The sequence below is a fragment of the Clostridium sp. DL-VIII genome (assembly GCF_000230835.1).
GTDB lineage: Bacteria > Bacillota > Clostridia > Clostridiales > Clostridiaceae > Clostridium.
Map to the genome: position 1 here is coordinate 3884304 of NZ_CM001240.1, position 22292 is coordinate 3906595.

At 28.4% G+C, this 22292-nt stretch carries 22 protein-coding genes and 2 other annotated features (1 of these 24 only partly in view); of the genes, 3 read left to right on the forward strand and 19 right to left on the reverse strand.

Features of this window, described 5'->3' with window-relative positions:
* Positions 1-304 (reverse strand) — a binding site (T-box leader); it reaches 56 nt to the left of the window's first position.
* A 490-nt stretch (positions 305-794) separates the two neighbouring features.
* From CDLVIII_RS17920 to CDLVIII_RS17935, 4 genes are all read right to left on the reverse strand, one after another.
* A complete protein-coding gene (locus CDLVIII_RS17920; RefSeq protein WP_009170875.1) occupies positions 795-2012 on the reverse strand; it encodes a DUF4885 family protein in 1218 nt (405 codons plus the stop codon).
* Positions 2013-2382: 370 nt separating this feature from the next.
* Positions 2383-3000, reverse strand: coding sequence for a DUF1062 domain-containing protein (locus tag CDLVIII_RS17925; protein WP_009170876.1), 618 nt, complete (start codon positions 2998-3000; stop codon positions 2383-2385).
* A gap of 222 nt (positions 3001-3222) precedes the next feature.
* Complete coding sequence (locus tag CDLVIII_RS17930; protein ID WP_009170877.1) at positions 3223-3495, reverse strand: CD3324 family protein; 273 nt, start codon at positions 3493-3495, stop codon at positions 3223-3225.
* A gap of 552 nt (positions 3496-4047) precedes the next feature.
* A complete protein-coding gene (locus CDLVIII_RS17935) occupies positions 4048-4806 on the reverse strand; it encodes an EFR1 family ferrodoxin (RefSeq protein ID WP_009170878.1) in 759 nt (252 codons plus the stop codon).
* A gap of 116 nt (positions 4807-4922) precedes the next feature.
* On the opposite strand from CDLVIII_RS17935, the gene CDLVIII_RS17940 reads away from it, so the two are divergent.
* Positions 4923-5483 (forward strand): TetR/AcrR family transcriptional regulator, encoded by a 561-nt coding sequence (locus CDLVIII_RS17940; protein ID WP_009170879.1) that lies wholly within the window; start codon positions 4923-4925, stop codon positions 5481-5483.
* A 208-nt stretch (positions 5484-5691) separates the two neighbouring features.
* On the opposite strand, the gene CDLVIII_RS17945 is transcribed toward CDLVIII_RS17940, so the two are convergent.
* The 10 genes from CDLVIII_RS17945 to CDLVIII_RS17985 form a co-directional block, all read right to left on the reverse strand.
* Positions 5692-6000 (reverse strand): MGMT family protein, encoded by a 309-nt coding sequence (locus CDLVIII_RS17945; protein WP_009170880.1) that lies wholly within the window; start codon positions 5998-6000, stop codon positions 5692-5694.
* An 82-nt stretch (positions 6001-6082) separates the two neighbouring features.
* Entirely contained in the window at positions 6083-6616 is a 534-nt protein-coding gene (locus CDLVIII_RS17950) for an alpha/beta hydrolase (protein ID WP_009170881.1), read from the reverse strand.
* 104 nt (positions 6617-6720) lie between these two features.
* A complete protein-coding gene (locus CDLVIII_RS17955; RefSeq protein ID WP_009170882.1) occupies positions 6721-7131 on the reverse strand; it encodes a peptide deformylase in 411 nt (136 codons plus the stop codon).
* A gap of 128 nt (positions 7132-7259) precedes the next feature.
* Positions 7260-8279 (reverse strand): sensor histidine kinase, encoded by a 1020-nt coding sequence (locus CDLVIII_RS17960; protein ID WP_009170883.1) that lies wholly within the window; start codon positions 8277-8279, stop codon positions 7260-7262.
* Positions 8276-8947, reverse strand: coding sequence for a response regulator transcription factor (locus CDLVIII_RS17965; RefSeq protein ID WP_009170884.1), 672 nt, complete (start codon positions 8945-8947; stop codon positions 8276-8278). The genes CDLVIII_RS17960 and CDLVIII_RS17965 overlap by 4 nt, the downstream gene beginning before the upstream one ends.
* 203 nt (positions 8948-9150) lie before the next feature.
* Positions 9151-10737: a glycosyltransferase family 39 protein gene (locus tag CDLVIII_RS17970; protein ID WP_009170885.1), complete on the reverse strand. Its 1587-nt coding sequence runs from the start codon at positions 10735-10737 to the stop codon at positions 9151-9153.
* 492 nt (positions 10738-11229) lie between these two features.
* Entirely contained in the window at positions 11230-13221 is a 1992-nt protein-coding gene (locus CDLVIII_RS17975) for an ABC transporter permease (RefSeq protein WP_009170886.1), read from the reverse strand.
* Positions 13211-13978: an ABC transporter ATP-binding protein gene (locus CDLVIII_RS17980; RefSeq protein WP_009170887.1), complete on the reverse strand. Its 768-nt coding sequence runs from the start codon at positions 13976-13978 to the stop codon at positions 13211-13213. Before CDLVIII_RS17980 ends, CDLVIII_RS17975 begins: the two co-directional genes overlap by 11 nt.
* Positions 13979-14381: 403 nt before the next feature.
* Positions 14382-14504: a hypothetical protein gene (locus tag CDLVIII_RS32600; protein WP_278245856.1), complete on the reverse strand. Its 123-nt coding sequence runs from the start codon at positions 14502-14504 to the stop codon at positions 14382-14384.
* A gap of 136 nt (positions 14505-14640) precedes the next feature.
* Entirely contained in the window at positions 14641-15600 is a 960-nt protein-coding gene (locus CDLVIII_RS17985; RefSeq protein WP_009170888.1) for a 2-dehydropantoate 2-reductase N-terminal domain-containing protein, read from the reverse strand.
* A 160-nt stretch (positions 15601-15760) separates the two neighbouring features.
* On the opposite strand from CDLVIII_RS17985, the gene CDLVIII_RS17990 reads away from it, so the two are divergent.
* Positions 15761-16342, forward strand: a complete 582-nt coding sequence (locus CDLVIII_RS17990) for a TetR/AcrR family transcriptional regulator (protein WP_009170889.1) — start codon at positions 15761-15763, stop codon at positions 16340-16342.
* Positions 16343-16497: 155 nt separating this feature from the next.
* On the opposite strand, the gene CDLVIII_RS17995 is transcribed toward CDLVIII_RS17990, so the two are convergent.
* From CDLVIII_RS17995 to aspS, 4 genes are all read right to left on the reverse strand, one after another.
* Positions 16498-17307 (reverse strand): Tim44-like domain-containing protein, encoded by an 810-nt coding sequence (locus CDLVIII_RS17995; RefSeq protein ID WP_009170890.1) that lies wholly within the window; start codon positions 17305-17307, stop codon positions 16498-16500.
* Between the two features lie 112 nt (positions 17308-17419).
* Complete coding sequence (locus CDLVIII_RS18000; protein WP_009170891.1) at positions 17420-17929, reverse strand: DUF1648 domain-containing protein; 510 nt, start codon at positions 17927-17929, stop codon at positions 17420-17422.
* Positions 17930-18060: 131 nt separating this feature from the next.
* Complete coding sequence (locus CDLVIII_RS18005; protein WP_009170892.1) at positions 18061-19251, reverse strand: MalY/PatB family protein; 1191 nt, start codon at positions 19249-19251, stop codon at positions 18061-18063.
* Between the two features lie 17 nt (positions 19252-19268).
* Positions 19269-20558 carry an aspartate--tRNA(Asn) ligase gene (gene aspS / locus CDLVIII_RS18010; RefSeq protein WP_009170893.1) on the reverse strand — a complete coding sequence of 430 codons (1290 nt, stop codon included), beginning with the start codon at positions 20556-20558 and terminating at the stop codon, positions 19269-19271.
* A 57-nt stretch (positions 20559-20615) separates the two neighbouring features.
* Positions 20616-20979 (reverse strand) — a binding site (T-box leader).
* A 199-nt stretch (positions 20980-21178) separates the two neighbouring features.
* Here aspS and CDLVIII_RS18015 point away from each other — a divergent pair.
* Positions 21179-21559: a VOC family protein gene (locus CDLVIII_RS18015; protein ID WP_009170894.1), complete on the forward strand. Its 381-nt coding sequence runs from the start codon at positions 21179-21181 to the stop codon at positions 21557-21559.
* Between the two features lie 176 nt (positions 21560-21735).
* On the opposite strand, the gene CDLVIII_RS18020 is transcribed toward CDLVIII_RS18015, so the two are convergent.
* The gene (locus CDLVIII_RS18020; protein WP_009170895.1) at positions 21736-22113 is read right to left on the reverse strand and encodes a phage holin family protein; all 378 of its coding nucleotides are present in this window, start codon (positions 22111-22113) and stop codon (positions 21736-21738) included.
* Positions 22114-22292: the final 179 nt, after the last annotated feature.

The window sequence follows — 22292 nt, forward strand, 5'->3', positions numbered from 1 at the left end:
CTAATGGACTCTTAATTCAAATAACGGCTCAGATAAACCGTCTTTAGCTACTACTATTTCACTAAAGAAGCTCAAAAGCTACCTTCAAAATTTCCTGCATAAGGGTTTCCAGCTATTCCCTCTCTCTTGCTAGTTCTTGCTAGTTCTTGCTAGTTCTTTCTAAATCTATGATTTAGCTAAAGAACTGTACTCCTCAGCTCGTCTGAGTGAGTTTCCTTGCTAAAAGAACCGTACTCCCAAACTCTCCTGAGTTAGTTTCCTTTAATGCGAAAAAATTTCTACTCCTCTTTTTCATTGCTTTTATCTATTAATTTACTTAAAATAATAGCTTATAGTATAAATTTTGTCAATAATAGTTTTTATTATTACTATATAATTCTACTTCTATTAATCTGCAAAGCTTAATCATACAAAATAAATTTAATATTAGAAATAGCATTAAAACAATATAAAATAAACTCTTCTTTCTTATATTTTTAGATGCGTAAATAATGTGGATAATCCCATTAACAGACATTATAAAAATAATAAGAAACATTGAAATAAATCCAGTAACTATAATAAAGCCTATTGTTGCATAAAAGTAAAATGGCAATGTAAAACATCTAGAGCATAACATATGCGAAACCTAATTTATCCGTACAAATAATAATTTAGTACTAACAAATGCTGAAGAAGTTTTTCTTCCATATGCTAAACAATTATTAAGCATACATAATAGAAGAAGAACCTCCTTCATCGAGTATTCTCCTTCATTATTTAATCTTTTAGATTTGTAACTTTTTATAAACTTTTTATAAATATGGCAATGTATTAAAACTATTTTTACCATATTTATAAATTGTATCTTTGTTATAGCTTTCACTATAATTAGTATTTTGGCAAACATCTTGTAATTTATTATCACTATAATTAATTGATAACGTCATGTCAGGAATGTTATTCCAACCTTTATATGACATTTCTTGAATCATACTTGCAAAAGTCTCTTCGCATACCCCTGTATATTGTTTAGGCACATAGGGCTTTCCGCTTTTAGCCATCTCTTCAAGTTTAGAATTAAAAATATCAGTAATGTTTTTCCCATCATCAGTATAATAACTTCCATCTTTCTCTGTTAAACTTCTAATATCAATTCCAGTTACATCTAAAGCCTCATGGTACAAATCATATTTCCTAAATCCATCCTGAGTAAATTGAGTACTCTTTGCTATCCCATATCGTGATGATGAAAGAATATGATTATACAATTCCCTTGAATTATCTCCTGAATTAAGAAGCTCTTCCATTTTTTCCTTTACTCCTTTTTCTTCAGTGCAATTAACAGTCAAATTATAACTATATGGGTCTATAGAAAAAGATAACTTAGTACCTTCTGGAACTTCAATTCCATTTTCTTTAAATAAATTATCCATCTCTGAATTAACCACTTGCCTGTTGAATGTTTTCTGATCTTCGTCTTCCTCATTTGCATTAGGAAAAGTTATTCCCCTAAACAATGAATCTCTCATATTACAGCCATTTATCTTCCCATACTTTAACATATTTATTTCATTATCATATGCAGCTTCTCGTTCTTCATCTGTTAAATCAGATACATAATATAGTGAATTTTCATTGCAATACTTATCCTGAATATAAGCCTCAGGATTTGAATGAGATTTTGCTACTTCAAGAAGTTTGTTATATTTATCATTTAATGCTTCATAACATACATCAGTTTCACTTACATAAGAATTTCTCGATGTTATTTTATCTCCAGCACTTTTAATAGTTTCTGCATTTTTTTCTTTTGCTTTATTAATATAACTTTTGAGGCCAATAGACTCATCTATTCTCCTATTTGATGATGGTCCATTATTTTTACTAACTTGAGACATTTTCTTAGCTGCACCGCTTAGGGTAATAGTATCTGATGACTTGTAGGCTGCTGATCTTTTTACTTTCTGAGCATTAGAAATTCTAAGCATTTCCATATATAATCTTGCTTGCATACCTGCCGTAATTCTCATGAGCTCTCCCTCCTTTCGCACTGTAAACCATGCTGCTAAACTTGACCAACTAAAATTCCATCTGTGATTGAAATATTATGTTATATATCCATATTATTACTATCGTCATAAATTTCAATATCTTTACTTTTCTATATGAATTATCAAAACAATACAAGTATATAGCTCTTCAAACTATATCTATATAAGTTGCGATAATGAAATTACAGCACTATTGTTTACAGAGATGCTAACACAAAATATGCAATGTAAATTCTTGAGTACAACTTATGTAAACATATGATTCCTTGAACAAAAAAGAATGATCTATTAGAGTTTTATAGATCATTCTAAATATTTATTTAAGATAAATGTTGACCGTTAAAATAACTTATTCTATAGCTTCTAAAATTTCTATATTTTCTGCTGAATTTAAAACATGTATCTCAATTCTATCTTTTACTTTTATATTTAATGAACCTTTATTATCCTTAATAAAGATTAACCCTTCTTTATTCATATTTTTTATTTTACTTCTTGAAATTCCAAGTTTATCACTCAAAAGCTTGTCTACTCTAAGCTCTATTAAATACTTGCAAACAATTTCAATAATAAGTTCATTTTCATTAATATAAGATGCTTCTGATTTCTTCTCTATTAATTCATAATTAGGGTCTTCTAGAATAACTTCAGTTTTATTTTTATTATACATACTTAAATTAAAAGCATATTCTTTAACTAGTTCTTCATCATTAGAAAGAAATTTTTCATACTCATATTTATTAATATCATGTGGTTTTACTCTTTCATATATTGCCATATTCCATGTTGACTTACATTTTTCGCATTGATAAATCATCCAAATGTCAATGCTGTTTTTATTTGCATTTACTCTAAATTTTTCACTATTTATATAGCACACTTTTTCATTACATTTAGGGCAATTCCTTCTTACTTTGGGTAAACTTTTAGGGATTAGTTCCCATTGATATTTTTTTAAATAGCTCATTTTGCTCCTCCTAAGTCTTAAGTTGTTTAGGATTTACAAAGGCTATTTCATCATAATGCAATAGCCTCTGCTATGCATAAAAAATATCTATTGTCATAAATAACTCCTCCAATCTTTTTCTATGTATATTTTATCAACACTGCATATTACATAAAACCTCATTTTTGTTTCATAAATAAAAATGCGCCACCTAATACAAATTAGATAGCGTACTTTCTATTATTATATATTCTTTTTTTGTAAAATAATTCTTTGTATAGTTTTGGGTGATAAATAATATGTTTCTGAAAGGTTTTGAATAGATATTCCTGATAAATAATCTTCATATATCTTATTGTTTCTAACCAAAAGTTCTTCTTTACTCTTGGTTAGCTCCCCCCATGCCATTTTATTCTCTTCTTTTTTGGGTATATAAATGCATTCACCATCCACATATTCTTGTATAATTCTCAATATATTTTCAGGGAAAACATCCCGAGCACTCGAATAGCCCATTACCTGCTCCTCCTAAATTTAATACTATTTTAGATTCGAGCAAAGACTATTTCATAATTTAATTATTTACTTTATGCAATAGCCTCTGCTATGCACAAATAACAGGTGTATTCATAAAAGCCATGCCTCCTTTTCCATGTCAATTATATAGATTTTCATTTGAATATGTGTTTTATCACATTTATATTATATACAAATTATACAAAACTCACCATAATGGATTCAGATTTTCGTATTGAGTATATTTTTTTATACTAACACAGAAAAAATTTTCATACTTGTATATTCATTGCTATCTATTATATCATTATTTTGTAAACTACAAATAAGACACTAAAAAGGAGCGGTTATATGAATTTTGAGGAAATAGATTTAAAGACTTTTGACTTTAACCCTTTTACAAAAGTAGAAGATTGGGCTCTTCTAACTGCTGGAACGGAAAACAAATTTAACATGATGACTGTTACTGGTGTAATGTGCGGAAAATTTTTTCTAAAGCCAATGATGCAGGTATATGTCCATCCAGACAGGTATTCCTACCAGTTTTTAAAATTAATTATTTGCCTCTATTATTTCCTTCAATTTAACATTTTGATTAATAAATCTAGCTTTACTTTTTTCCTGCTTAAGACGTATAGCATTCTGTGGACAATGATTAATACATGCTAAACACTTCTCACAATTTCCTTTATAAACAGGTTTAGTATCTACATTAATATTATTTACTGGGCAAACTTTCTCACAAACTTTGCAGCTATTACAGGTATCTTCTACATAGAAATTCTTATCATATTCAAGGTTAGCCTTAGTACTAGAATAAAACTTTTTTAATATTGGTTCAATAGATCTTATAACTGCAGCGTGTCTCTTGATATATACTTTTTCAACCTGGATATCATTAATTATTTTTACAAGATTTTCTTCTATTTTTTTCTTTGGCTCTTTTTTCATCTCTTTAGATATATCAAACACTGGAAGGTAATTGTCAACCATAAGTATTTCGTTAATGTATGAAAATTGGATTTGATTTCTTTTTCCAATTTCTAAAAGCTCAGGTATGACTGCTCCTGAAAAAGATCCAAAAGACACCACCGCAAAAATATACTTACTTTTTAGTTTGACTTTATTTAGAAACTCCTCAACAATTCTAGGAACCCCTCCATAATAACTTGGAAATACAATACCAATCTTTTCATCTTCAAACTCAAATTGTCCTTGTTTCATTAACTTAGGAATAGAATAGCTTTCCCCTCCAATTCTCTTTGCCACATATAAATTGTTGCCAGTTGCTGTAAAATAAAATATTTTCATAACGCTCTCCTCTCAGGTGTTTCACTTGTAACTTCTTATGGAGTACAGTATAATTTGATAAAGTAAATAATTCAAGAGCATATGGGCTAGCTGTTACAAAAGGAGGAAAATTGTTTATGACTAATAAATACAATGCTGAACAGAATAAGATTACAAAAGAAAGTATTTTTAGTGCTCTTATGTCTTTAATGGAGAAAAAAGACTTTAAGAATATTTCTATTACCGAAGTATCGCAAAAAGCTGGTGTATCACGAATGGCTTTTTATCGAAATTACAACATAATGGAGGATATCCTTATTGATCATTTGGATGACATGTTTAAAGAGTATTCAACTCTTTTAAATCATAAAGAAATTAGCAATTATGAAATGACACGTTTATTTTTTTATTATTTTAGACAACATCAAAAATTTATTGAAAACCTACTAAGGTCTAAATTAGCCCACTTAATACTTGAACGGTCTATTGAATTTCTTAATATATACTCCAAAACTATAACATGCACCATGGACTGCTCTCCTGAATTTGAAAAATATAATATTGGATTCATTGCGGGGGGATTTTTCAACGTATTGATGATTTGGTGCAAAAGTGGTATGACAGAGAGTGATGAGAAGATGGCAGAAATGGTTTACGAGCGGCTTTCTAATCATATTGCTGGAATCTCCTTGATATAAAGAGCTGCCTATTCTAAAAAACAAATTGTTTTGTTTATCTATACTTAATACACACACTTAACTCAAAAAAATTAAAACTTAAACCAATGGAATTTATAATATCATTGGTTTAAGTTTTAATAGTAAATAAACAAATATTGAAAATTGCTTTTCCTTTTAAAATTTATAAAATTTCAAAAATCCTGCTCATTCATCGTGCATCTCCATCCTAGCAGTCCCACTGATTTTCCTTCATATCAACATGATTTTCATTTTTAAATGATACGCCTTCTTCTAACAGCAGAAATCGTTGTTCCTGCCACCCCGGTGCCAGCCTTCCAGCATGATTTACCACACGATGGCATGGATATTCCCCATAAAATTCTGCATTGCTAAGAACCTTCCCAACAAGTCGTGCATTTTTGTCTCTACCAATAAGCCCAGCAATTTGTCCATATGTAGCTACTTTCCCTTCAGGTATTTCTTCTACAACTGAAAGTATTTCATAAATTAGTTGTTCATTCATAATCTTTTTCATATATTCACCTGTGATACGAATCCTTACTTTAAGATATTGTGCTTTAAGAATTGAAAAAGTAAATATTATTTAATTTATTATTTCATTGAATTCTTTCTAATAGTTTCTGAAATAAATTGAATCCTTCACTCCAATCACCTATATTGGATTCACTATTTATATGGCCCTTTCTGCCAACAGACATTGTTTCAATACCCCACTGTTTACCTTTTTCTATACAAAACAGAGATGAGGAATATTGATCATTCTCACTATAAACCAGTATTCCAGGCAGCTCCAAGTTAGCTTCTGGCAAATGCTCAAAGGAATCTAAGAAATTTGGAAATTGTTCCTTGTTTGGATCTGGTGGAGCCACTAAGAAGACTGCTTTCAGATATTTTCGTATCTTAGGCATGGCTTTTACAGTAAGCAGGCAGCCGAGGCTGTGCGCAATCAATACTACATCACAGCTCTTTTCTCTTGAAAGGCTTTCTATTAAATTTTTTTCCCATTCTTTATATACAGGATACTCCCATTCCTCTTGAGCTATTCTTTCAAACCCATATTTTTTCTCCCAAATAGTCTGCCAATGCTCTGGTCCAGAGTTATTAAGGCCAGGAACTATCTTTATATTCATTATCAGCACCTCAAATCTATCTAACTTTTTCGAAAAGATTTCATTTTTGTACTTAATTCTAACATACATATATGCTAGTGTAAAATCAGTTACTAACTTTATACTTAGATTATTATACCTTCAAAATGATCCATTTCATGTTGAATTATTTGTGCTGTAAATCCAGTAAAAACTTGCTTTTGCTTCTTAAAGTTTCTATCAAGATACTTAACCTCTATCATTTCATATCTCTTTGTTTTTCTAACGCCAATTAAAGATAAACAACTCTCTTCTGTTTCATAAAGCTTTTCCCTCTTTAATATAACCGGATTTATCATAGGCACAATAAGGCCTCCTACAGTAAACACCAATATACGTTTCTTTACTCCAATCATATTACCAGCCAGCCCAACACAATGCTCTAAGTTTGCTCTTAATGTATCTATTAAATCATCAATTACTGCTATATCATTTTTAGTTGCCTCTTCTGATTTTTGTCCTAAAAACAATACATCTTTTACAATTGGTTTTATCATAATTTATACCTCTTTTTTAGTTATATTTTTTATAAAAAATAAGATATGATTTTAAAATATATCTTATCGCCTAGCATTATTAATATATATCTTCTTGACTATATCTTTTCCCAATAATTAATACATTTTTAATCATCATTAAAAGTTGCCATACCCGATAAAGGAAATATTAATGTTACTTTGGTTCCTTCATTAACTTTAGAGTCAATAGTAATTTTCATTCCCAATTTTGAGCAGAGCTTTTCACATAAATACAAACCCATACCTGTACTTTTGCTAAATCTTCTTCCATTCTCACCAGTGAAGCCTTTTTCAAATACTCTATCTATATCCTTATCTATTATCCCTACTCCATTATCTTCTATAAATAACATTACCGAATTGGCTTTTTTCATTGATGATATATTAATTTGAGGATTCTTATTACCTGAATATTTTATTGAATTTACTATTATCTGATTAATGATAAATTCAGCCCATTTCCCATCGCTATATACAATTTCATCAATGTCTTTTATATTTATTTTTATTTTCTTATGAATGAAATCTCTATAGTTTCTTTTTACTACATTTCTTACTATATCACCTAGATTAATTTGTTTTATAATATAATCTTTATAAGCATCATTACTTCTAGAATAGTAAAGTACCTGTTCAACAAATCTTTCAATTTTATCTATCTGAAAGTCTATTTTATTAGTCACTTCATTTTGATTGTTCTCAATAACAAGCTTTGAAGAAGCTATTGGTGTTTTAATTTCATGAATCCAGACTTCTAGATATTCTCTATAATCTTCCTGCAAATCTTTATAATATTTTACATGCTCATACATATCTCTGCTTAATTCTTTAAGTATAGAGTTGAATTTTTCTCCTTGTATAGATTCGGCTTCCTTTAGCATCTCTGGAATTAAATATTTCTTGTCCAATTTTTCTAACAAACTGTCAATTTCCCCAAAATATTTTTTATGTTTTATATATTCTAAAGTCATATAAGACCCCAACGGAAAAAACCATATACAAAAAACAAACATAACTATAATTAAATTAACATTTATAACAAACATTATTGTTGACAATATAATAAAAAAAAGAGTATTACATAGTATTACAATAGCTTTATCTTTAAGAAATTCACTTATAGTCATGGCATAATGTACCCCATTCCTCTTCTTGTCTCTATTGGATTTTCTATTCCTATTTCTTCAAGCTTCTTTCTTAATCTATTTATATTAACATTTAAAGTGCTGTCATCTACAAAATACTCTGCTTTCCAAAGATACTCTATAAGAGAATCTCTTTTTACTATATTTCCTTTATTATTTATCAAAAATGATAGTATTTTAACCTCATTTTTAGTTAACTCTAAAGACTTATCTTTACAAATAACCGTTGCATTTGAAAGGTTTAAATCAAAATCCCTGTAGCTTAATATATTGCTAATTTTTATGTTTCCATAAGTCCTTTTTAAAATATTTGTTATCCTGGCAAGTAGTATTTCTGTATTATAAGGTTTTGTAATAAAGTCATCCGCCCCCAAATTCATGCTCATAAGCTCATCTATTTCGCTATCTCTACTCGTAACTATTATGATTGGTACCTCTGAAGTCTTGCGTACTTCCCTGCATATATAGTAACCATCATACATAGGCAGATTAATATCTAGCAATATAAGTTCAGCGTTCTCACTTTTAATATAATTTATTATATTATCCATATCTAAAGGAGCCTTCACTTCATATCCATATCTCTCTAAAAAACTTTGCAATTCCTCCCTTATAACTTCATCATCTTCAATAACAATAATTTTTCTCATAACGCTTCCTCTCGTATTACCTTACACTACTTATAATTTATTACAGTCATAACAGAACATTTAGAAATTATTTGTTATAATTAATATCTTAATCAAAACATAAAAAAGTACATAACAAAAGTGTTCATTTGTTGAATTATAGCAAATATACTATTTATAGTCAAACTATCGAAAAAAGTGAGATATATAATGATCTTGTTAAGTTAATAAGTTTTATTTTTTATCGCTTGCACACATTTCTTCAACTTTTTCTCCCCATCATTATTTGCAATATTTTCAGAATTTCTTGAATATTTTATTTCATTTAAACTTATCCTATCACCAATCAATTTTATAAGTTTAAATTGATGTAGTTTATAAATATGATTTAATAATTCTAAATTATCTCTCCCCTCAACAGATAATATAATAAATAACCAACAAACAATATACCCATACCTACTCTGGTTTTCAGTAATTAAATAAGCTGCTATATATCCACAAAATATTAAATAGAGCAAATTTAATTTTGATTCTGCATCAATATTTTTTCTATCTTTCAATCCTAGAAATATCAAAATTAATATAATAATATAAAATAACTCAAAAGGCATTGAACCAAAAGTTGCAATTTTAAATATGATTTGATTTTCAGGTATATCTTTTTGAGTCCATAAGGATCCTCCATAATCTCCTACGCACCACTGAGCAGCAAGTTTTACTACATAGAAAACCACTAATTTAATAGGTGAATTACTAGTTAACCTTAAATAAATTGTTTCTTTGCATTTTTCATCAAGTTCATCATAGTTATTTAAGTATTTTTCTATCATTTGTGCATCTTCAACATTCCACATTCCTAGGTTACTTATATTGGTTCCTTTTAGCACATTTGTTATTTTAGGTTCACTGCCTCTCCATAATTGGTTTTCTGTAATATCCATATTTTTAAGAATATTGCTAACTAAAACCATAATCATTATATAAGGTGTAATAATAAAGAGTATATTTAATACTTTTCTTGATATATTATCCTTTAGGTAAAGTATAATATACAAACTGTAAGCAATTAAAATCACTATAGCAATCATCCTACATAGATTCCCAATTGCTAAAAATGCACTGCTAAAACCAAGAAATTTATATTTATCATTTTTCATACTCTTAAAAAATAAATATACGCTTAATAAATAAAAAGGCATGGCCAAGTTTTCACTACAAAACACTGAAGTATAGGTAACAAGCGGTGGGAATATACTACCTATTAATAATGATAGTAATGCTTTCCTTTTGTCATTGAACAATTCATAACTTATAAAGTATATTAGTACTAACACTAGTAACCCTAAAAATAAGTTTATAACTTTCATCACTAATAAATTATACTGAGGAGATAAATATTCAATTAGTGACATATATAGAACTGTTATCGTTAGATGTGGAAATCTTGCTATATATGAATTTCCTTTAAAGTAGCTGCTATCCCCCTGAGCAAAAGCTTTAGCAGCTTCATACATAACTTTAAAATCAGAAACAGGTGTATTATCAGCATTTAATAACCATAGGATTCTAATTGTTGCTGCCATTAAGATTAATAAACATATTTTTTGTTTATTATTAAGATTAGAATTTATTATTTTATATCCTAAAAATAGTGAACTCATTATAGCAAAAGTAAATACTATAGTGCCTGCATTAAAGTCTAAAATAGTAACAAACAACATACCAACACTTGCTACAATAACAATTGATAATACGATTTTTAATATTGTATTCATAAACTTAGTAAATACTACATTTAATTTATTCATTTTTAACTCCTTTAACTACAAATGTTAAAGAGCTAATCTATAAGTAATAATTACATGTATTGCAATAATAAACTACCTAAAAAACTCCAAGTGTAAGTGAAATCTTAGGTATGTATCTCATAGGATTAATTACAACAGTTATAGCATAATTTTAATTTTAAAAAAACACACTAAAGTTATGTTATAATAATATTTGTAGCGATTATTATATACTTGTAGTTTTAGCTTTTTTGTCACAGATTCTGTTGGTGCAGAACCTTAGTTGGATTATAAATAATCTAACCTTGGCGATCATCTTTAACACTTGTAGCGATAATCATTTTAAAGTTTCTTATTTGTTCTTTGGCGAGAGTAAATAAGAAACTTTTTCATTTACAAAAAACCTTTCTTTACTGTATTTCTTCTATATTATTAAAGTAATGAAATATCATAATTCCATTCTTAGTTAACTACGAGAATTTTTCTTTATAAATACTAATGGTATTTGTATAGCTAAATGCTATTTTTCACTATGTTCTTATAGCCTGTATATGTTGTATAGAAATATCCTGCATATACTACAATAAATATTACAGCCGTCATTAACGCTGAAAATCTAATATCTACTTGATTGAAATTACTTATCTCTTTGTTAACTACAATAATGCCAACAATTGAATGAAATAATGCAAGAATTACTGGAAGGCTGAAATATATTAAGGTTTGAAGAAAGATGGTTTTATTTATCATTTTTTTATTAGCACCAATTCTCTTTAAAGCTTTATATCTTTCTATACTGTCACTAGCTTCTGATAATTGCTGAAGTGATAATACAGCCATACTTGATATCAAAAATATCATACCTAAATATAAACCAAGAAATAATTCAGAAGTTGAAGCTCCCTTTTCCTTAAAATAAATGGCATCCTTTGAATAGGCATCCATATGTGGGACATCTATGCTTTCATACTTACCACCAATCAAAGAATTATTATAAATTTCTTGGTATTTTTCATTGTTTTTTTCTCTATTTTTATCAGTATACATTACATCTATCACGGATTTATAAACTTTACTCTCTGGTAAAAACTCATCATTTATTACTATAGTGCAATAATTTTCTGCCATTATAGAAGTTTCAAGATTTTCTTGTAGTGCCTTGTGATTTTTCGCTATATACCCTTTTCCTTTAATATTAACTTTATTGCTATGCTTTAATTTTTCATTAATTGGATCAGCTAATTTGTTATAATTTGATAAGATTAAAACCTCATCACTATTTAAATTAACTTCTTTTTCACCTTTTAGTTTTAATATTTTATTGTAATCAGATATTTTTACAAAGCTTGCTGTATAACTTTTAAAAGCATCATCTTCAGTTTTAAATAAATCCTTAAGTTCTACTGCTGAAGCATATTCATCATAAGTTGTATATTTTTCATTTTCACTTATTTTAAAATCAATTTTACTAAACACTTCATCTAAAGAAATATTTTTACCCTGAGGGTATATGATCACACTAGCATCAAAAGGTGTTATTTTTTCAAGGCCTGCTTCATAATTTTTCTTAAGACCTATTCCTGTAGATAATACAAGTATTGTAGTAAATAGCATTAAACATATTACTGACATTGATAAAAAATGTGTATTAAACTTGCTATTTACCTGCTTTATAACGAATATGTTCAATCCCTTGAAATATACCTTCTTATTTTTATTTAAAAAATATAATATAACTCCAGATAAACTAAAGAAAAATAGTACTGTACTAATTACACCAATAATTAGTGCTGGCCTAAACATTGGATTCCATGTATCTATCCCTATCTTTAATAGAAATTTATATACAGCTGAAAGAGATATTATACTTAACAAAAATGCTGTCAAATATATATATGGATTTTTAAATTTCATTTTTTCATTTTTTCTATATGCTGAAAGTAAGTCGATTATTTTGTACTTAGAAACAACAAATACATTAAAAATCATTACAAGTAAAAACATTATTCCAAAATATAATATAGTCTTTCCTATAGCATTCATAGAAACTATAAATCTATATTCATTCATAGAAACATCGAACAGCTTTAAGATAAGAGTAGATAAGACCTGTGATGCTGCCATTCCCAATATAAGGCCTGCAACTAAAGATATAGCGCCTACCATGAAAGTTTCTGTTACTAAAATCTTAGATATTTTTCTCTTTCCCATTCCTAAAGTCATATATATACCTAACTCTTTTTTACGTTTTTTTATTAGAAAATTATTAGCATACAATATTAAACTTCCTAGTATTACTGATACAAACATTGAAAAATAAGACATAGTAACTGTTAGTTTTTCTATATAATTAGCATTTGAAGATTTTATATCAAAGAGTGCCTTTTGTGAATCTATAGAATTAAAGCTATAAAATATACAGACAGCTAATATTAATGTTAAGAAGTATATAGTATAATCCTTATAACTCTTTTTTATATTGCCAAAGGCCAGCTTAAAATACATTGTTATCATCACCTCCAAGAACGGATATAACTTCTATGATTTTATTAAAAAATTCTTTTCTTGTGTCCTTACCTCTTATGAGCTCATTGAAGATTCTTCCATCCTTAATAAAAAGTATTCTATGAGCATAGCTTGCTGTAAAAGAATCGTGGGTAACCATAAGTATTGTAGTTTTCAAATTATTATTTAAAATTTCAAACCTTTCAAGAAGCAGCCTCGCTGATTTTGAGTCTAGTGCCCCTGTTGGTTCATCAGCAAGAACTAAAGATGGATTAGTTACAATTGCCCTTGCTGAAGCAACTCTTTGTTTTTGCCCACCTGACATCTCATAAGGATATTTATTAAGTACTTTTCCTATTTCTAAATGTTCTGCTATTGCTTGTATTTCTTTATCTATTTTATAGGTGTCCTCTCCCTTTATTGTTAAGGCTAAAGCAATATTCTCATAAGCTGTAAGTGTATCCAATAAATTAAAGTCCTGAAATATAAAACCTAGCTCATTTTGCCTAAACTTATCTAATTCTTTTGATTTTAACCTTGTAATGTCATTACCATTTATCAATATCTTTCCTGCAGTAACACTATCAATAGTTGATATACAATTAAGAAGGGTAGTTTTGCCACTTCCAGAAGGCCCCATTATTCCAACAAACTCTCCCTCATCTACCTTAAAGCTTATATTATCTATTGCCTTTGTTAAATTCCCTTTATTGCCATAATACTTTTCAATTTTTTCTATATCTAATATGTTTTTCATCTATAAATTCTCCTTTTTCTTTAATCCTCTAAGAATAACAACTTAAAAATTTGATGTATATTTTGTTATGTGTTCTTTGTATCAGAATTGTTGTCATTTAATCTTACTGTTTTATTATTATTTATTTATTTTATAGTTACTCATCTTTTTAACTTCACTTCATATAACTTATTTTATATGATTCTATTTCTTTCATCAATTTAACTGCATTTCATTAAAATTACATTTTTGTTACATTAGTATAAGAATTCTTAATAAATGCTTTTAAGTTTGTTTTGACTATTGCTTTGAATTTTACAAAGCATTACAAAAACTTTTATTCCAAATTATCTAGTACATTCATAAAAATAAAAAAAAGGAATACTCTAAAGCTGTTATGGCTCTATGTATTCCTTTTAATCATCTATAATTCTATCAATATAAATCCTAAAGGTCCAGTTAATGAAATTGTTCTATCAATTGCTATTGCAAATTCTTCATCCATTTGACTTGCTGTTTCTAGTCCTCCTCCTAATTTTTTTATCATAGTCATGTAATAATATATGCTGTCTACTGGATTACTTAATTCTGAATAAGCATTTCCGAGCTACGCTCCATAAGCATATGGTTCAAATCTTTCAATTATATCTGAATTTTCCCTCTTTGTATATTTTAATATATCACTACAATTCTCTATAAATAGGAGAATCTAAAGATTCAAGTCGTGGAAGTGATATCCCTAATCTACGTGCTTCAGCAAGGGTATCGCGTACAAATATCACATTACTTTCAGCTTTTAGATTTTCACTCCCGCTAGCACTTCTCATTATTTTTCTTGGCAGCTTACCTTCAGCCAATGCTAATTTCATTACAAACGCCACAATACCTGCAGGTAGATTCACTGCAATATTTGTTAATAAACTTACCTTAGAGCCTTTAGCATCCATTAATGAAATAAGTTCCCTTAATATAAAAGTAAAATCTTTAAAGGCATCTGCAGAATCAAATAGATTATTAAGTGAACCCACTTTTGATGCTGCAGCCATCATACTTGCATTAGTAATGAAGTGAAACCATAGCCAATTACGCATATCTTTCTTTTCAGAAATACCAAAACCTGCATTTTTAAATAAACTAGTTACCATGCTATATCTAGATTTATTAGTAGTATTATCAATGAAGCCCATAAATATGTTTTTCATGAACCCACCATCTAATGTGTTCTTATTTATAAAAGATCCACCGGCTCCTGGGAATCCCCAAACGACTTGCTCTTTTGGTATTGATCCAATTGAATTTAATGGCTCATCAATAATATTATTAAATATTAAAACAGTTGAATTATTAACAAGTGGTTCTAGCCAATTTATTATATTACTTAATTGATTATGATTTACACTAACCATAATCAAATCAAAATCATGGTTAGATGACAATTCTTCTATCATTTTGATTTTCCAAGCTTTATTTACTAAATCACCTTTTTTATTCTTTCTACCATCTAATATCTTTAAATTCACTATATCGCCATAATGATTGATTCTTCCTGGACGAACATAAAATGTTACATAATTCCCTGCTTGTTCTAAAGCCCACCCATATTGTGTTGAAATTACTCCTCTGCCTATCATTAAAATTTTCATTATATTCCCTCCTATTGTACATGTGTTGTTTAAGATTCAAGTGTATGTTAATATAATATTTGATTACTCATAAAGCTACAACCAATAGATTTTTAACTGTGTTGTGTAAGCAACATTTTATAAAATCTGTTGTGTTAATAAAGGAGATTAAAGATAAATTATGAATGAAAAAGACCCACGAGCAGTAAGAACAAAAAATTTGATTAAAGAATCTTTTGTCAAATTACTTGAGGAAAAAGACTTTAAATATATAACAATTAAGGATATTACAACAAAGGCAACTATAAATAGAGCAACTTTTTATGCTCATTATTTAGATAAGTATATTTTGCTAGAAGAACTTGTTATAGATTGCTTTGAAGAAATGTTACCAATAGAAATTTTAAACGCTACACATTTGAATGAGGGAATTATAAAGGAACTTATTTTATTCCTTTACGAATACAATACCTCATTTTATGAAAAGCGCAAAATTGATTCCACATCTATAGCTTCTACTGTAGATAATTTATTAAAATATAAAATAGAAAATCTTATTGAAAAAATATTAAATAGTATGGCAGTTAGAAATGAAGTCGATTCTAAAGACATAAATATATTAGTCAAACTAATTTCCTCATCAGTATATAGTTGTGCTCAATATTGCTATTTTAATAACGATAATAGAGAATACAATATAAAAAAAACACAAGCCTTTATTATGAACGGGATAAAAGCTGTTAGCTTACACACTTTGATGTAAGCCAACTTACATACTATATATTATAAATTGAGCCTGTAAATTTTCTTATGTTTAATTCAAACACTATCCACATAACGCAAAAAACACGATCACTTGTAAATAGCTATTTAAGCTTCATACAAATAATCGTGGTTTATGGTGGAGAGGCAACAATTTTAATAATACTTATTAGGTGCATCTATTCTAAAGAAATCCAAATCTTTTATCTGGTCTATTTGTCTTATATCATCTAGTACCCATCTCTTCTCTGTTCTTATAAACTTCCAATATTCCTCAAAGTAATCATTTGTTGAGGATTTTTCATCTATTATCTTGTTAGTTTCCTCATTTATTGTATAATCTCTACATTTTGCCTTTATATGAACCCATATATAATCTTTATCAATTCCCCCTAAATCCTGTAGGCCTATAGGTATTGCATCTATCAGAACCGTATTTTCAAGAATGTTTTTTTCTTTTGACAACTTCATTTCTTCAGTTTTAAATTTATGTTTAACATACAAATATTCGCTCACATATTCCTTTGCTAACTCTTGATTTCTTTCTCTCCATGCAATTTGTATCATATAAAAGGCATCCTTTATGTCTTTCATTAAATTGTCATAGTTCCAATGATCATCACATTTAGATAAATTCTCTATTACTGAAATACTTTTATACTTATTTTTAGTTAGCCTTACTTTTCGAATAATTATCGGTACAAAAATAATAATCAAAATTAATATTCCTATAATTATTATAATATCTATAAAATCAGGCCTTTCTGTTGATCTCATAGTTGACCAATGTCTATGAGATGAGCTATCACTATGCGATGTACTGGCATGAGATGTACTACCGTTGGATGAACCTGATCCTCCACCTCCTGCTCTTGCAAATGCAATTGTTTGTCCACTAAATATAAAAACTATTAGTACTACCGCCAATATATTTTTTATAAAATTACCGCACTTAATCTTTTTCATAATTCTCCTATAGATATCCAAAAATAATTTTACCTTATATGTATTATTTTACTAAATATAAGACTAATGTTAAATAGAATTCTAAATTAATTTCATAAAAATAATAGCTACATTACTGTCCTTGAACTTTAATCATCCTTATAATTCCATATATTATGGTAGCAAACATAATCCCTATAATTGCTACCATCATTCCACCACCTACTCCGGTCATTTTTCCCATGGCAGTTAGTATACTTTGCCATGTAAGTATACTAAGCATATATGATATCTCTAAATCAATTAAAAGCATTAGCTGTCTTCCAACCTTATATAAAGCTTCTACATTTTTTTCCGTAACTGAAACACTATAATTATAACACCTAGGAACTTTGGATAATACAGCTAGAAGCAAATGCATACCTACACTTAATCCAATTATTCCAAATAAGCTAGTTTTCTTTCCGAAACTATCTGGAACTCCCGAGAAATTAAAATGAGTCGGAATAATTTCAGGTATACTATTCCAGCTTATTTTTAAATATATTATTACAAATACAATAGGCACTGTTGATATTAAAATTAAAGTTCTATCTTTCCATGTTAATGGAATTTTAAGTTTAGGTCTCTTTTTACTATTCAAATAATTCGCCTCATTACTAATATAATTAATTGTTATCTTTATAAATCTTTTAACTTTATTATCTAGATTGCTCCAGGTAATCCTAATTCTTTAAACAGACTATTCAATCTCTTTTGTTCATTTTGATTTACTTATTTATAACATCTATTTACTGCTTCTAACAATCTTTGCAAGGCAGCTTCAAGCACATTAGACGGACATGCTAAATTAATTCTTTCAAAGCCTCTTCCTTCATCTCCAAACACATAACCCTCGTCAAAAAATAGCATAGCTTCTGTTGTCATAAATTTTTCTAGAGATCTATGGTCTTTCTCTAAATTTCTAAAGTCCAGCCATTGAAGATATGTGCCTTCTAAATTGACAACTTTAATTTCAGGTAAGTGTGTCTTCACAAAATTTTCTACAATCTTTTTATTTCTATCTAAAACCTGGATTAATTCATCAAGCCATTCTTCACATTCATTATAAGCAATTTCACATGCCTTATAACCAAATATATTAAGCCCTGAATTTCCAGAAGCAGTTCTCTTTTCGCTTGCTATTTTATCTTTTATTCTTTTATTTGAAACAATGATATTAGAAGTTTGGAGTCCTGCTAAATTGAAAGTTTTACTTGGTGCAGTGCATATAACGGAATTTTTTGCAAATTCCTCTGAAATACTTGCAAAAACTGTGTGCTTAAAGCCAGGCATTATTAAATCAAAGTGAATTTCATCAGATACTATGAGCACATTATTATCTATGCATATCTTCCCTATCTTTATTAATTCATCTTCACTCCAGACACGTCCAACTGGATTGTGTGGATTACATAAAATCATCAATTTGGTGCTTTCTAATTTTGCCTTTTCTTCTAGATCTTCCAAATCTATCTCATAATGATCCTCACAAAGCATTAACTGACTTTTTACTACCTTTCTTTTATTATCCTCAATTGCCTTGTAAAATGGATAATATACCGGTGTCATAATAAGCACACCATCTTCCTCTTTTGTAAGCGCCCTGACTATTGTATATAATGCTGGAACTACTCCCGAAAATTCTACAATCCATTCCTTTTTTATTTTCCAATCATGCCTCTTTTCCATCCAGTTGCATACTGCTTTATAATATTCATCTGTAGCCTGAGTATATCCCAAAATACTTGAATCTAAATATTTCTTTAATCCATCTATAATTTCTGGTGGATTTTTAAATTCCATATCTGCAACTGAAAATGGCACTATGTCATCAGTAACCTTCTCATTAGTCTTACTCATCAAATTCCACTTACTAGATCCTACATTTTTTCTGCTTACTAAAGTTTCAAAATCGTATTTCATTTATTAACCTCCTCGTATTATGGAGCCAATCTTGTTCTATCCCTTGGTATTAAACTGGCTTCTCTAACATTTTCTAATCCTAAAAGTTTAGCTGTTATTCTTTCAAGTCCTATAGCCAACCCTCCATGTGGCGGCATTCCATACTTAAAGTTTGAAGTATAGCTTATATAATTCTCAGGATTCAATCCCTTGTATTTTATATTTTCTATTAGCATATCATATTCATGTATCCTTTGACCACCTGTTGTAATTTCAACTCCTCTAAATAGTAAATCAAAACTATGAGTTTCATCCTCACCAAAAGGCAAAGTGTACATTGGTCTTTTCTTTCTTGGATAATTAGTTAAAAATATAAAATCACTGTTATAGTTTTCTTTTGCATACTTACAAATTAATTTTTCTCCTTCTGGGTCAATATCTCCATCTAAGCCTGTTTTACCATATTGTTTTTCTAATACTTCAATAGCATCACTAAATTTCATCCTTGGTATTTTTGTTTCAATTTGAGGAACTTCAGCATTTAAAATATCTAAATATTTTTTTCCTTTTTCTAACACGCTTTGCAGTATGAATTTTAATAAATTCTCTTCTAAATTCATCAAATCTTCTTCATCTTTAATAAATCCCATTTCTAAATCCATACTTATATACTCATTTAAATGCCTATTGGTATTATGCTCTTCTGCCCTATAAACATGCCCTATTTCATAAACTCTCTCAAAACCTGCTCCAACCATCATCTGCTTATAAACTTGAGGACTTTGTGCCAAGTATGCTCGTCTTTCAAAATACTCAACCTTAAATAATTCTGTTCCTCCCTCTGCTCCCTCTTCCACAAGCTTTGGAGTAGATATTTCTGTAAAATCTTCATTATTTAAAAATTCTCTAAAACCTTGGGTTATTATATTCTGTACTTTAAATATCGAATTAACTTTAGCATGCCTTAAACTGAGCATTCTATTATTTAGCATTGTATCTAAGTTAACATCAAGGTTTTTATTATTTATTTCAATTGGCAATTCACTTAAAGCGCTGTTAATAACCTCTAATTCTTCAGTATACACCTCAAACATATTAAATTTGTTTTCATTTTCATTGATAGTTCCACTAATTCTTATTACACTTTCCAGCCTGATTTCATTCATTTTAAATTTATCATTATCAATTACACATTGCACTAAGCCGCTTCTGTCTCTCATTATAATGAAGGTTATTAATTTTAATCTTTTTATTCGATACACCCAGCCTTTAATTTCTACTTTTTTATTTATATAATTCTTTAATTCATTTATCATTATTCTTTTCATACATAATTTCTCCTTTATAATACTACTAATTCAAAAAGCCCCTTGAGTCAGCTAAACTCAAGGGGCAAAAATTATTTTCGCGGTACCACCCTTTTTGACTTATTATTAAACCTATAATTTGTGAAGAATAAAATTAAATGGGCCCATTTATTAAAAAAAGCTCCCACTTCATTTTATAGAAGTGAAAGCTATATCTTCACGGTGCCATTCTACTTTGACAAAGGTAAATTACTAAGTCATCTTTAGCCTTTTAACGGAGGAGTCCGGCTTATCCTACTAAAATTTCTTTTTCATGTTTTAATAGATTTCAGATAAGCTTCTTCAGGATGTCTTCAATATAAATTTTCTCATAGAGCTCCCACCAGCCTCTACTCGCTTAAGATACTAATATTATATTTACTCTTCCTTTCATAGAAGTTAAAATTTTCTTTTTTTATATACTACTCTTTATAAAATTAATTGTCAATACATTATATAAATTATCATTATATATTTATTTAAACACACAAATTAAATACAGATACATGATTTAGCTTAACATTTTTTATAACTGTCTAAGATAATATTATATTTGAAGCAATTTTTATGCTAAAATATAAAAAAAACTAAGGAGATTTATTATGATACTGAATTCTATACATCATATTGCAATTATTGCTTCAAATTATGAATTATCAAAGAATTTCTATGTGAATATATTAGGCTTTCAAATTATTCGTGAAAATTATAGAAAAGATAGAGATTCATATAAGTTAGATTTAAAAATAGGCAATAGTGAAATCGAACTTTTTTCAATGCCTAAAGCCCCTAAAAGACCTTCATATCCGGAGGCTTGCGGATTAAGACATCTTGCTTTCCATGTAGAAAACATTGAACATATAATTGAAGAGTTAAATGCCAATGGGATTGAAACAGAGCCAATTAGAATAGATGAATATACTGGTCAAAAATTTACTTTTTTTAGCGATCCTGATGGATTACCATTGGAATTGCATGAATAGCATATTATCATCATATTTATACTAAGTTAAAGAAATAAGAAAAATAATGATAGGAACCAAATCAAATTTTGGTTCTATGTTTATACATTAACTAAAAATTCATATGAATATAAAACTATACTAAATATAATAGGGATGATAGTAAAATCATCCCTATTATGATTATAAGTATTTTATTACATTGCTTTGCCTGGCATTATTGCATCTATTATACCAATAGCTAAGGCTGCCAAGATTGCTCCAATTATAGATACGCTCATAGTTGGAACAAAAAATTGTGCTACATACAGTATAATAGCAGCTATAACAAATCCCTTTATACCTCTTCCAAATGGAGATGCATCAACTCCCATGAAAGCTTCTACTAAATAATCTAATATACTAATTACAAGTGCTGCTATTAAATATGACCACATACCAGAAATACTAAATCCTGGTGTAAAGAATGATACTATTGCTAAAATTACTGCTGTTAGAACTAATCTTCCTATCCAGCTCCAGATACTTTTACTATTAAAATTTTGTTTTGTAGAATGGTCCTTATCATGTACCATAATTAAATACCTCCTTAAATTAGAAATAACTTTTTCTTGGGTACACATATATTGTGCCCCGATAATAAAAATATATGATATTTTTAATTTAATTTAATTTGACATATTGAAATGGTACATAACTTTAATTTCACTTGCAAAAAATACATATGTAATAATTTATATACTTTTAAGCTTTA